At 63.7% G+C, this 12,037-nt stretch carries 11 protein-coding genes; 4 read left to right on the plus strand and 7 right to left on the minus strand.

Annotated features, from left to right (window positions below; genetic code table 11):
- Nucleotides 1-273 precede the first annotated feature (273 nt).
- From IVA81_RS07535 to IVA81_RS07550, 4 genes are all read right to left on the minus strand, one after another.
- Entirely contained in the window at nucleotides 274-1,113 is an 840-nt protein-coding gene (locus IVA81_RS07535; RefSeq protein ID WP_247314292.1) for a SprT family zinc-dependent metalloprotease, read from the minus strand.
- Between the two features lie 218 nt (nucleotides 1,114-1,331).
- Nucleotides 1,332-2,660, minus strand: a complete 1,329-nt coding sequence (gene phaZ, locus IVA81_RS07540; protein WP_247314294.1) for a polyhydroxyalkanoate depolymerase — start codon at nucleotides 2,658-2,660, stop codon at nucleotides 1,332-1,334.
- Between the two features lie 121 nt (nucleotides 2,661-2,781).
- On the minus strand, nucleotides 2,782-3,600 hold the full coding sequence (locus IVA81_RS07545) for an ABC transporter permease (protein ID WP_247314295.1): 819 nt from the start codon (nucleotides 3,598-3,600) through the stop codon (nucleotides 2,782-2,784).
- A gap of 112 nt (nucleotides 3,601-3,712) precedes the next feature.
- On the minus strand, nucleotides 3,713-4,516 hold the full coding sequence (locus IVA81_RS07550; protein ID WP_247314297.1) for an ABC transporter ATP-binding protein: 804 nt from the start codon (nucleotides 4,514-4,516) through the stop codon (nucleotides 3,713-3,715).
- A gap of 106 nt (nucleotides 4,517-4,622) precedes the next feature.
- On the opposite strand from IVA81_RS07550, the gene IVA81_RS07555 reads away from it, so the two are divergent.
- On the plus strand, nucleotides 4,623-5,945 hold the full coding sequence (locus tag IVA81_RS07555; protein WP_247314607.1) for an ActS/PrrB/RegB family redox-sensitive histidine kinase: 1,323 nt from the start codon (nucleotides 4,623-4,625) through the stop codon (nucleotides 5,943-5,945).
- Nucleotides 5,946-6,047: 102 nt separating this feature from the next.
- Nucleotides 6,048-6,602 carry an ActR/PrrA/RegA family redox response regulator transcription factor gene (locus IVA81_RS07560; RefSeq protein WP_276578182.1) on the plus strand — a complete coding sequence of 185 codons (555 nt, stop codon included), beginning with the start codon at nucleotides 6,048-6,050 and terminating at the stop codon, nucleotides 6,600-6,602.
- A 92-nt stretch (nucleotides 6,603-6,694) separates the two neighbouring features.
- Here IVA81_RS07560 and IVA81_RS07565 read toward each other — a convergent pair whose 3' ends face one another.
- The gene (locus tag IVA81_RS07565; RefSeq protein ID WP_247314301.1) at nucleotides 6,695-7,219 is read right to left on the minus strand and encodes an MmcB family DNA repair protein; all 525 of its coding nucleotides are present in this window, start codon (nucleotides 7,217-7,219) and stop codon (nucleotides 6,695-6,697) included.
- A 182-nt stretch (nucleotides 7,220-7,401) separates the two neighbouring features.
- Between IVA81_RS07565 and IVA81_RS07570 the strand changes: the two genes are divergently transcribed.
- The gene (locus tag IVA81_RS07570; protein WP_247314303.1) at nucleotides 7,402-9,102 is read left to right on the plus strand and encodes an alpha-amylase family protein; all 1,701 of its coding nucleotides are present in this window, start codon (nucleotides 7,402-7,404) and stop codon (nucleotides 9,100-9,102) included.
- Between the two features lie 75 nt (nucleotides 9,103-9,177).
- Here the strand turns inward: IVA81_RS07570 and IVA81_RS07575 are convergent, their stop codons facing one another.
- Nucleotides 9,178-10,776 (minus strand): alpha-amylase family glycosyl hydrolase, encoded by a 1,599-nt coding sequence (locus IVA81_RS07575; RefSeq protein WP_247314305.1) that lies wholly within the window; start codon nucleotides 10,774-10,776, stop codon nucleotides 9,178-9,180.
- Nucleotides 10,777-10,946: 170 nt separating this feature from the next.
- Between IVA81_RS07575 and IVA81_RS07580 the strand changes: the two genes are divergently transcribed.
- Nucleotides 10,947-11,615 (plus strand): MBL fold metallo-hydrolase, encoded by a 669-nt coding sequence (locus tag IVA81_RS07580; protein WP_247314307.1) that lies wholly within the window; start codon nucleotides 10,947-10,949, stop codon nucleotides 11,613-11,615.
- A 3-nt stretch (nucleotides 11,616-11,618) separates the two neighbouring features.
- On the opposite strand, the gene IVA81_RS07585 is transcribed toward IVA81_RS07580, so the two are convergent.
- Nucleotides 11,619-11,987 (minus strand): helix-turn-helix domain-containing protein, encoded by a 369-nt coding sequence (locus IVA81_RS07585; protein WP_247314309.1) that lies wholly within the window; start codon nucleotides 11,985-11,987, stop codon nucleotides 11,619-11,621.
- Nucleotides 11,988-12,037: the final 50 nt, after the last annotated feature.

The following is a 12,037-nucleotide window of genomic DNA, read 5'->3' on the forward strand; positions in this document are numbered from 1 at the left end:
GCCGAGGATAACGAAATCAACGGCTTGCGGGGGTGGCACAGACGCTTGAAGCGCGCTGCGCTGTCATTCCCCGCGACCCGGCTACGCCAAGGCTTCGCCGAGGTTTCAGTCTTGGGCGCGCCGAAGCTTTAGCGCAGGCGGCAGGCGGGGAATCCAGTACGCCGCAGCCATCGATTCAATCACTACGGCCTCTGGAATACTGGATCGCCCGCTCCAGTGCGCAAGAGCGCACAAGGCGGGCGATGACGCCTTCAAGACGTTAGCAGCGAGGGCCTAATCCTCGGCCCCGTACCGGTGCAGATCATTCCCATACGTGTCGAGCCACTTCTTGGCGCGCTCCATCGACGGGCAGACTTTTCCGCAGACGCGCCAGAACCGCGCCGAGTGGTTCATCTCGACGAGATGGGCGACTTCGTGCGCGGCGAGGTAGTCGAGCACGAAGGGCGGCGCGAGGATCAGGCGCCAGGAGAACGACAGCGAGCCGGCTGTGGTGCAGGAGCCCCAGCGGCTGGACTGATCGCGGATCGAGAGGCGCTTGACCCTGACGCCGAGCTCGGCTGCGTAAGCCTCCGCCGAGCCCTGGAGATCGCGACGCGCCTCGCGCTTGAGGAAGTCACCGACGCGGCGATCGACATGTTCGAGCCCGCCGGCAACGCAGAGAATGCGTTCACCGCTGTCGCGCACCTCGGTCCACACCGTGCCGCGCGTGCTGGCGCGATGAACGATGCGATGCGGCGTGCCGCGGAGCGGTATCACCGTGCCCGGCTGGAACGGCGCGGCCTTCGGCAAGCGACCGAGACGCGCGGCGATCCACGCTCCGTGACGCTGCGCGAAGTCTTTTGCTTCGGCGAGCGTGCCGCGCGGCGGCATCGTGAGGATGGCTTCGCGGTCGCTCGGATGAATCCTGAGCGTGTAGCGGCGCGCGCGTCTGTGCCGGCGCAATCGGATGGCAAAAAATTGCGATCCGTGGGTGATGACGAGGGTCTTCGGTTCGTGGGGCCGCCGATAGAGGAGTGCGCGAGTGGCCATGTCTGTCAGTCCGGGGGGCAGGAGGGCGCCCGGATTCTGCCATAACCGCCGCCAGGGAAAGCGCTCGGCGCAAAAACAAATCATTTGCCCAATATACAGCGGTCTGGCGTCCGGGAGACCCTACAGACTGGGGTTGGAACCGGCTTTTTTCGCCCTCGCTGGATGCATGCGGCACCCCCAAGGGGTGAGGACAGACTCACTCCTATAAAACTACCTAAATACCGCGAATCTGGAGGGAACTTGCCCCCGCCGAAGGCTCCGACAGGGGGCTGAGATTTCGACGGGAAAGCCGAAATCCGGGATTATTCGGCCGCGAGAGCCTGCAATGAGCTCGGATTCGCAGCCGAGACCATGAAGTCGTGAATCCGCGGCACGATCTCCGACTTGAAGCGCGAACCGTTGAACACGCCGTAATGTCCGACGCCCTTCTGGACGTAATGAACGCGGCGATGATCGGGAATCGCGCTGCACAACGTGTGCGTTGCTTCGGTCTGACCGAGACCGGAGATGTCGTCGTTCTCGCCTTCGACCGTCATCAACGCCACGCGCGTGACCTTGGAGGGATCGACGCGGGTTCCGCGATGGGTCATCTCGCCCTTCGGCAGCGAGTGCTTCACGAACACGGTGTCGACGGTCTGCAAATAATACTCGGCGGAGAGATCCATCACCGCGAGATATTCGTCGTAGAAGTCGCGATGCTTGTCGACGAGGTCGCCGTCGCCCTTCACCAGATGGGCGAAGAGCTGCTTGTGGGCGTCCATGTGCCGGTCGAGGTTCATGCTGATGAACCCGTTGAGCTGCAGGAAACCCGGATAGACGTCGCGCATCATGCCCGGATGCGGGAACGGCACCTTGGTGATGACGTGGTTGCGGAACCAGTCGATGCCGCGCTCCTGGGCGAGATTGTTCACCGCGGTCGGATTGCGGCGGGTGTCGATCGGGCCGCCCATCAGCGTCATCGAGGTCGGCACGAAGGGATCACGCCGCGCTTCCATGACCGAGACGGCGGCGACGACGGGCACTGAGGGCTGGCACACCGCCATGACATGGGTGTTGCCGCCGAGGACGTGCAGCATCTCGATGACGTAGTCGATGTAATCGTCGAGATCGAAGCGGCCGTCGCTGAGCGGCACCATGCGGGCGTCGGCCCAGTCGGTGATGTAGACCTCATGCGCGGGCAGGAACGCCTCGACCGTGCCGCGGAGCAGCGTCGCATAATGGCCGGACATCGGGGCGACGATCAGCACGCGCGGCTGAGGGCTGCGCAGGGGACGAGCGAACTTGCGATCGAAGTAGAGCAGCCGGCAGAACGGCTTTTCCCAGACCGAGCGGATCTCGATCGGGACGCGAAGGCCGTTGACCTCGGTGTCGTTGAGACCCCATTCCGGCTTGCCGTAGCGGCGCGTGGTGCGCTCGAACAACTCGCAGGCCGCCGCGACCGACTTGCCGACCTCAGTGCGCGCCCAGGGATTGAGCGGATTCTGAAACAGGAGCTTGGTTGCATCGGTGACGGCGCGTGCTGGATTGAGAGAGGCCTGTGCCATCTCGTACATCCAGTACATCGGCGTCGTCAGGACCGGACTGCCTTCTGCAGCCAGGGGCGGCGCGCCGCCAAACTCACCAATCGGCATAATCATATCCCTCTTCGCATCGCAACATACTGCCGAATGCGTAATATTGCGTCAATGCATGCTTACGTACATCTACGTGCCCTGAACGGCTAAACGAGCCTGAATCCACGGGAAAGTGAGGTTATTCACCGCTCGAAAGCAGCGAGCCATGCTTCCTGGCGCTGCGCAAAAGGGCAAGGAATGCCCCAAATGATACCACCAGCAGCACTGCATTGATGGCCAGCGCGCTTAACATCAGATCGGTCCTAACGGTTTGCTCGATCAAAAGCGCCCGCATGCCCTCGAACACGTAAGTCGGCGGCAGCGCCCAGGCGACATGTTGCAGCCAGAGCGGCAGCACATTGACGGGATAGTAGACGCAGGCGAGCGGCAGGATCGCGAACATCAAGGTCCACACGATGCTCTCGGCGCCGAGGCCGTTTCGCAGCACAAGCCCTGACACGAAGATGCCGACCGACCAGCTCGTGAAGATCAGATTGCAGAAGAACGCGATCAGCGGCAGGCCGAGCGCATAGACGTTGAAGTGAAACAGGAACAGGGCGAGCAGCGTCATCGGGATCACGCCGATCGCGAGCCGGATCAGGCTCATGACCATCAGCGACAACAGAAACTCGATCGGCCTCAAGGGGCTCATCATGAGGTTGCCGATGTTGCGCGCCCACATCTCCTCCAGGAACGAGATGGAGAAGCCGAGCTGGCCGCGGAACAGGATGTCCCAGAGGATGACGGCGCCGATCAGCGTGCCGCCGGCGCGCGCGAAGAAATTGGCGTTCTCGGCGATGTAGAGCTGGAGGAAGCCCCAGGTGATGACCTGCAGCGCCGGCCAGTACAAGAGCTCGAGCAGCCGCGGCCAGGACGACATCAACAGATACCAATAGCGCAGGATCATCGCGCCAATGCGATGGACGGAGATGCCGCCGTGGAGGGAGAGCTCGGTCATGGCTCTCTCCCGTAGCCCGGATGGAGCGCAGCGCAATCCGGGAATCGCGCCACAAGCGGCAGGGGTCCCGGATTACGCTTCGCCTCATCCGGGCTACGAAGACAGATCCCCCTCATCTTGCCGCCTCCTTCGCGCCGTTCACACGGCCGCGCGCGACGTCCAGAAACACCTCCTCAAGCGTGGTGCGGTTGTAGCGCGCCATGATGGCTTCGGGCGTGTCGTCGTCCTCGATGCGGCCGCGCTTCATGATGATGACGCGGTCGCAGAGCCGCTCGACCTCGAGCATGTTGTGCGAAGCCAACAGGATGGTGGCGTTGTTCTCCTTGCGATAGCGCTCCAGATGCGCCCGCACCCAGTCGGCGGTGTCAGGATCGAGCGAGGCGGTCGGCTCGTCCAGGAGCAGCAGCTCGGGCCGGTTGATCAGCGCTTTCGCAAGCGCGACGCGGGTCTTCTGCCCGGCGGACAGCTTGCCGTTGGCACGGTCGATGAACTCGTCGAGATCGAGATCGTCGGCGAGCTCCGCGATGCGACCGGCGAGGTGCTTCACCGCATAGAGCTTGCCGAACACGGTCAGGTTTTGCCGCACCGTCAGCCGCATCGGCATGTCGACATAGGGGCTCTCGAAGTTCATCCGCCCCAGCACGGCCGCGCTCTCCTCGGGCATCCGATGACCGAGCACCTGCACGCGGCCGGAGGTCGGCAGCACCAGGCCCATGATCATCGCGATGGTCGTCGTCTTGCCGGCGCCGTTGCCGCCCAGAAGCCCGGTGATGCTGCCGCGCGGCAGCGAAAAGGAGATATCGTCGACGGCGCGGGTCTGCTTGTAGACCTTGACGAGATGATCGACCGTGATCGCCACGGACGGGCTGCGCTCCGCGACAGTCGGCCGACTTGAAGCCTTGTCATTCTCGGTCATGCTGACCGTTCTTCTGCTATTGCGGCAGGGAGCGCAAGGCTTGTAATCCGGTGGTTCCGCGAGCCCAGCGTTTGTGAGCTTAGAAGGCACCGCCACATTGGCCGATATGACCGAACTTGCCGCCTCCAACTTCCGCCACGCGCAGCGGCATATCCGCCTGGACACGATCCTGCGGCTGCGCTGGCTCGCGGTGCTGGGCCAGCTCGCCGCGATCTTCATCGTGGCGCAGGGGCTGGAGTTCAACGTCGAGATCGTCCCCTGCGTCAGCATCATCGCCCTGTCGGCGGCGCTCAATCTGGGACTCCAGACCGCAGCCAATCCGATGCACCGGCTGGAGCCGATGCAGGCGGCCGGACTGCTCGCGCTGAACATCGTGGAACTGGCTGGTCTGTTGTATTTCACAGGGGGCTTGCAGAACCCGTTCTCGTTCCTGTTCCTCGCGCCGGTGCTGATCTCGGCCACGGCGCTGCCGGCGCGCTTCACGTTCGGCCTCGGCCTGCTCGCCGTGGCCTGTGCCTCGATCCTGTTCTTCTTCCACCTGCCGCTGCCCTGGGATTCCGACGATCCACTGGTGCTGCCGCCGATCTATCTGGTCGGCGTCTGGCTCTCGATCACGCTCGCGATCGGCGTCACCAGCCTCTACTCTTTCCAGGTCACCGAAGAGGCGCGCAAGCTCGCGGACGCACTGGCCGCGACCGAACTGGTGCTGACGCGCGAGCAGCACCTCACTCAGCTCGACGGGCTCGCAGCTGCAGCCGCGCACGAGCTCGGCACGCCGCTCGCCACGATCTTCTTGATCTCACGCGAGCTGGAAAAGACGGTGAACGACGCCAGTTTTGCCGCCGATCTGAAGACCCTGCGCGAGCAGACCCAGCGCTGCCGTGACATCCTGAGCAAGATCACCCAGCTCTCCTCCACCGGAGCGCCGTTCGACCGCATGAAGCTGTCGGAGCTGATCGAGGAGGTGGTGGCCCCGCACCGCGATTTCGGCGTCGACATCAAGGTGCGGATCGCGGTCGCCGCCGTGACCGAGCCGGTCGGCTCGCGCAATCCGGCGATCCTCTACGGCGTCGGCAACATCGTCGAGAACGCGGTCGATTTCGCTCGCACCACCGTCGAAGTGAACGCATGGTGGAACAAGGACGATATCGAACTCGTGATCTCCGACGACGGCCCCGGCATTCCGCCGGATATCCTCAACCGGATCGGCGAGCCCTATCTGTCGCGGCGGCGCAGCCAGGATGATGGCAGCGGTGAACGGCGCGGCCTCGGATTGGGCGTATTCATCGCGCGCACCTTGTTGGAACGCACCGGCGCCAAGGTCTCGTTTACCAACCGGACCTTTCCGGAACACGGTGCCGTGGTCCAGATCACGTGGCCCAGGCAGCGATTTGAGGCTATCGAGACCCTCGAAGAAGCAATAGGATAGACCGCGGCCTTGCGTCGCACAACGGGCCGATCGACTATTGGCGGCCTTGGCACCGCCCGATCGCAACGCCATATGTCAATGCGCTGGAAAGAGGACAACACCTTGAACGCCATCGCCGAACTGAACGAACAGACTGACCGCTCGCTGCTCATCGTCGAGGACGACAAGCCGTTCCTGGAGCGGTTGTCGCGCGCGATGGAAACGCGCGGCTTTGCGGTGACGTCATGCGATACCGTCTCGGACGGTCTCGCGCAGATCGGCAAGGCGGCGCCCGCATACGCCGTGGTGGATCTGCGGCTCGGTGACGGCAACGGCCTCGACGTGGTCTCCGCGCTGAAGAAGAAGCGCCCGGATGCGCGCGCGATCGTGCTGACCGGCTATGGCAACATCGCCACCGCCGTCACCGCGGTGAAGATGGGCGCGATCGATTATCTCTCCAAGCCCGCGGATGCCGACGACGTCGTCGCCGCGCTGCTATCGACGAGCGCGGAGAAATCCGAGCTGCCGACCAACCCGATGTCGGCCGACCGCGTGCGCTGGGAGCACATCCAGCGCATCTACGAGATGTGCAACCGCAACGTCTCGGAGACTGCGCGGCGGCTGAACATGCACCGGCGCACGTTGCAGCGCATTTTGGCGAAGCGCGCGCCAAGGTAACGGTCGCGTAGGGTGGGCAAAGGCGCACAGCGCCGTGCCCACGATCTGTCTGCGTTGGATAGAGGTGGTGGGCACGCTTCGCTTTGCCCACCCTACGGCACTGCAGCGCGTCCGGGACACGAGACCGTCCTACTCCCAGAAATCCGCATGGCCTGCGGGTCGACCAGGCGGTTGATCCTCAGAGCCGCCGCCATCGCGAACCGCACCGTCATCTGCTTGCGTGTGGCGGCCGCGAGCTTGTGCTCCGGCGCTTCGCAATGCAGGTGCGCGCCATAGGCGTCCGCGACGATCAGGCCGGTGTCCTGCGGAAAGATCTCGCACGGCAGGTCCTGCGTGAAGGCGAAGAACAGCCGGTCGCAATGCGCGCGGTATTCGTGCCATTTCTGGTCGGCGCGCAGATCCTCCACCGACGACTTGATCTCGACGATCCAGATCTCGCCGCGCTCATTCAGCGCCACGAGATCGGCGCGCCGGCCCGAGGGCAGCGGTAATTCGCTGATGCAGGAGAAGCCGAGCGAACGTAAGAGCCGCGCCGTGCCGCGCGCGACCGCGAGCGCAGTTTCCGACTGGCGACGATCGGGCGGCGGCACGAGGGTGATGCGGGCGGTGTTGTCCATGCCCGGAGATTAGCCGATTCCGTGTTGGGCGGACACTCTTCGATGAAGCCGAGCTGCGGCTCCATATTCCGCTGTCGTCCCCGCGAAAGCGAGTGTGGGGTGAACGTGCGGAACCTCCCCTTCCCCACGCACTTATCACGCAGCCGCCGCACCTCGGCGGAACCACCCGAGGCTATCGGCGGATGATCGACGATCTCTGGTACAAGAACGGCGTGATCTACTGCCTGTCCGTCGGCTCCTATATGGACGCCAACGGCGACGGCATCGGCGATTTCAAGGGCCTGCTCCGCCGGCTCGACTATTTGCACGGCCTCGGCATCACCACGATCTGGCTGATGCCGTTCCAGACCTCGCCGGGCCGCGACGACGGCTACGACATCGCCGATTATTACAGCGTCGATACCCGTTACGGCACGCTCGGCGATTTCGTCGAATTCACCCATGGCTGCAAGCAGCGCGGCATCCGGATCATCATCGACCTCGTCGTCAATCATACCTCGGACCAGCATCACTGGTTCAAGGAGGCCCGGCGCGACAAGGCCTCGCCCTATCGCGACTGGTATGTGTGGTCCGACAAGAAGCCGGCCAATGCCAACAGGGGCATGGTGTTTCCCGGCGTGCAGAAATCGACCTGGACGCGGGACAAGGAAGCGGGCGCGTACTACTTCCATCGCTTCTACGATTTCCAGCCCGACCTCAACACGTCGAACCCGTACGTGCAGGCGGAAATTCTCAAGATCATGGGCTTCTGGATCCAGCTCGGCGTCTCCGGCTTCCGGATGGATGCCGTGCCCTTCGTGATCGCGACCAAGGGCGCGAAGGTGAAGAATCCGGTCGAGCAGTACGACATGCTGCGCGCGTTCCGCGAGTTCCTGCAATGGCGGCAGGGCGACGCCATCATCCTCGCCGAGGCCAACGTGCTGCCCAAGACGGACATGGAATATTTTGGCCGCGACGCCGACCGCATGCACATGATGTTCAACTTCCAGGTCAACCAGCATTTGTTCTATGCCCTGGCCTCCGCCGATTCGCGTCCGCTGGCGAAGGCGTTGAAGGCGACCAAGCCGCGGCCGGCGACGGCGCAATGGGGCCTGTTCCTGCGCAATCACGACGAGCTCGATCTCGGCCGCCTGACCAAGGCGCAGCGCGATGCCGTGTTCAAATCGTTCGGCCCCGACAAGGATATGCAGCTCTACGACCGCGGCATTCGCCGCCGCCTCGCGCCGATGCTGGGCGGCGACCGCAGGCGGCTCGAGCTCGCCTACAGCCTGATGTGCACTTTGCCGGGAACGCCGGTCATCCGCTACGGCGACGAGATCGCGATGGGCGACGACCTCTCGCTGCCCGAGCGCAATTGCGCGCGCACGCCGATGCAATGGTCGACCGAGCCGCATGGCGGCTTCACCAAGAGCGACAAGCCCGCCTGCCCCGTCATCGACAAGGGACCGTACGGCTATCCGCACGTCAACGTCGCAAAACAGCGGCGCGATCCCAACTCCATGCTGAACTGGACCGAGCGCATCGTTCGCATGCGCAAGGAGGTGCCGGAGGTCGGCTGGGGCGATTTCGCCATCATTGCGACGCACGATCCCGCCGTGTTCATCATGCGCTACGACTGGCGCAACAATTCCGTGCTGTTCGTGCACAATCTCGATGAAAAGCCGCGCGAGATCGCGTTCTCGACGGGGCTATCAGGCGAGGCCGGCGCGCACCTGATCAATCTGCTCGCGGAGGACCACAGCCACGCCGACAAGCGCGGCCAGCACCGCATCGTGCTGGAGCCGTACGGGTATCGCTGGTACCGCGTCGGCGGGCTGGATTATTTGCTGAAGCGGAGTGATATCGACGAGGATACGGTGCGCGGGAATAAGCATCCGGGGTGATACCGAGATGCCGTCGTTTGCTCCGCTGCTTCAACGATCGTCATTGCGAGCGCAGCGAAGCAATCCAGACGACAGCTAGGGTGGAGTAACGATCACCCCCTCATTACCGCGCAGATCCAGCACGCCTTCGATCCGCTCGCCCCGGCGGTCCAGGAACGTCGACAACAAAACCTCGCTGCCGAACCGGATCGCGCTCGTCGTCACCGCGATCGGCTCGGGGCCGAGATTGAGCGCCACGATCACCGCCCTGCCCTCGGCCTCCCGGCGATAGATCAGAAGATCGCCTTGCGCCGCGATCGGATGATAATTGCCCGCGACCAGCGGCGGACAGCTCTGCCGCAAGCCGATCAGGCGCTTGTAGAGGTTGAGGATCGAGCGCGCATCGGCTTCGAGATTGACGACATTGTCGCGCACATAGTGCTCCGGCAGCGGCAGCCACGGCCGCACCGCGGAGAATCCGCCGAATTGCGAGGAATCCCACTGCATCGGCGTGCGGCAGCCGTCGCGGCCGACGCCGATGCCGGGCACGTTCTTCTCGAAGGGATCTTGGACATCCTCCGGCGCGATGGCCACCTGGTGCATGCCGATCTCATCTCCGTAATAAAGAGTTGGCGTGCCGCGCAGCGTCAGCAGCAGCATGGCGGCGACCCGGGCCTGCTCCGGCCCTACGCGGCTCGCAACACGCGGGCGATCGTGGTTGCCGAGCACCCAGTTCGGCCACGCGCCGCGCGGCAGCCCCTTCTCGTAATCCTCGATGATTGTCTCGATCGAGCGCGCGCTCCAGAACGTCGAGAGCAGCGCGAAATTGAACGGCATCTGCGCGCCGGTGAGGTCGTTGCCGTAGTAAGCCATGAGGCGATGCAGCGGCAGATAGATCTCGCCGATCAGGACGCGGGCGCCATACCCATCGGTGACGCGCCGCATCTCGGCAATGACGTCATGCACCTCGGGCTGGTCGGTGGAATATTGCGTCATGATCCTTTCGTTCGGCGGCCGACCCTCGACATAATGCGGATTTGGCGGGTTGTCGCGGAATTCGGCGTCCTTGATCAGATGCCAGATCACATCGACGCGAAAGCCGTCGACGCCCCTCTCAAGCCAGAACCGCATCACGTCGTAGATCGCGGCACGGACGTCGGGATTGCGCCAGTTCAGGTCCGGCTGCTGGGCCAGGAAGGCGTGATAATAATATTGACCTGTGGTCTCGTCGAACTGCCACGCACTGCCGCCGAACTCGGACAGCCAGTTGTTCGGCACGCCGCCGTCAGGTGCCGGATCGCGCCAGATGTACCAGTCGCGCTTGGGATTGTCGCGCGAGACGCGACTCTCGACAAACCAGGGATGCTGATCGGAGGTGTGGTTCGGCACGAGGTCGAGGATCAGCTTCAGGCCGTTGTCGTGGGCAGCACTGAGCAGCGCATCGAAGTCTTCCATCGTGCCGAACATCGGCTCGATGCCGGTATAGTCGGAGATGTCGTAGCCGAAATCGGCCATCGGCGAGGGGAAGATCGGCGATAGCCAGATCGCATCGACGCCGAGCGATTTCACATAAGGCAGCCGCTGCAAGATGCCGGCGAGATCGCCGACGCCGTCACCGTTGGAGTCCTGAAACGAGCGCGGGTAGATCTGATAGAAGATGCCGTCGCGCCACCAATTTCCGCTGCCGTGAGCCATGCCGAAAGACCACCCAAATCTGCATCTTGCGCGGGAGAACGCGATAGCGACGCCCTGGTTCAAACTGGCAAGCCAATTGGGACGGCCGTGTGACGGCGGGTGCGGCTGTTCCAGGGGGTTGGCCCGAATCTTTTGCTTGGCGGCATGGCAAAAATCGGCATTGTGGCGCCATGACCGAGCAAAACGACACCCAATCCAAGGCGGGCGCGATCATCGTTCCCGTGACGCTGTTCGAGCAGAACTGCACCATCATCTGGAACGAGCCCACCAAGAAGGCCGTGGTGATCGATCCCGGCGGGGACGTGCCGAAGATTCTGGACGCGATCAAGCAGACCGGAGTCACCGTGGAGAAGATTTGGCTGACCCACGGCCATATCGACCATGTCGGCGGCGCAGCGGACTTGCGCGATGCGCTGAAGGTGCCGATCGAGGGCCCGCATGAAGCGGACAAATTCTTGCTCGACAATGTCGTCGAGAGCGGCGCGCGCTTCGGCATGACCGGTGTGCGCAATTTCGCGCCGGACCGCTGGCTCGACGAGGGCGACACCGTGTCGATCGGTGACCTCTCATTCGAGATCTTCCACTGCCCCGGCCACTCCCCTGGCAGCGTGGTGTTCTTCAACAAGGAATTGCGTTTTGCCCATGTCGGCGACGTCTTGTTCGCCGGCTCGGTCGGGCGCACCGATTTGCCCGGCGGGAGCCATGCGACGCTGATCAACTCGATCAAGTCCAAGCTCTTGCCGCTCGGCGACGATGTCGGCTTCATCTGCGGCCACGGCGCCGGCTCGAGCATCGGCCAGGAGCGGATGACCAATCCGTTCATCACCGGCGAGATGTAGGTGCTATTCGGCGGCCTCGGTAAGTGCCGCCGCCTCACCGAGGTGACGCTCGCCCCACTCCCGGATCGCCGCGACGACGGGCACGAAACTCTTGCCCTTCCGCGTCAGGCGATACTCGACTTTCGGCGGCACCTCGCCAAAGTCCTTGCGGTCGATCAGGCCGCTCATCGTCAACGCCTTCAGCTCGCGGCTGAGCACGCGCGGAGTGATCTCCGCGCTGCCGCTCGTGCCGCGGAGCAGTCCGCTGCGGATCTCGCCATAGCGGCGCGGACCGTCCTTCAAGTCCCAGACGATGCGCAGCTTGTACTTGCCGCTGATCATCTTCTGAAAGGCCGCGACCGGACAGGTGCGCGCCGGCATTGCCTTTGCCATGTCGTCTCCTCCATGCGCATCCAGCTGATACGAGGATAGGAGCGACGTCG

The organism is Bradyrhizobium sp. 141, assembly GCF_023074055.1.
GTDB lineage: Bacteria > Pseudomonadota > Alphaproteobacteria > Rhizobiales > Xanthobacteraceae > Bradyrhizobium.

Bases quoted from the DNA above. Each gene is read 5' to 3' on its own strand.
- IVA81_RS07535 (WP_247314292.1), bottom strand. From the start codon at position 1,113: ATGATTTGTTTTTGCGCCGAGCGCTTTCCCTGGCGGCGGTTATGGCAG.
- phaZ (WP_247314294.1), bottom strand. From the start codon at position 2,660: ATGCCGATTGGTGAGTTTGGCGGCGCGCCGCCCCTGGCTGCAGAAGGC.
- IVA81_RS07545 (WP_247314295.1), bottom strand. From the start codon at position 3,600: ATGACCGAGCTCTCCCTCCACGGCGGCATCTCCGTCCATCGCATTGGC.
- IVA81_RS07550 (WP_247314297.1), bottom strand. From the start codon at position 4,516: ATGACCGAGAATGACAAGGCTTCAAGTCGGCCGACTGTCGCGGAGCGC.
- IVA81_RS07555 (WP_247314607.1), top strand. From the start codon at position 4,623: ATGACCGAACTTGCCGCCTCCAACTTCCGCCACGCGCAGCGGCATATC.
- IVA81_RS07565 (WP_247314301.1), bottom strand. From the start codon at position 7,219: ATGGACAACACCGCCCGCATCACCCTCGTGCCGCCGCCCGATCGTCGC.
- IVA81_RS07570 (WP_247314303.1), top strand. From the start codon at position 7,402: ATGATCGACGATCTCTGGTACAAGAACGGCGTGATCTACTGCCTGTCC.
- IVA81_RS07575 (WP_247314305.1), bottom strand. From the start codon at position 10,776: ATGGCTCACGGCAGCGGAAATTGGTGGCGCGACGGCATCTTCTATCAG.
- IVA81_RS07580 (WP_247314307.1), top strand. From the start codon at position 10,947: ATGACCGAGCAAAACGACACCCAATCCAAGGCGGGCGCGATCATCGTT.
- IVA81_RS07585 (WP_247314309.1), bottom strand. From the start codon at position 11,987: ATGGCAAAGGCAATGCCGGCGCGCACCTGTCCGGTCGCGGCCTTTCAG.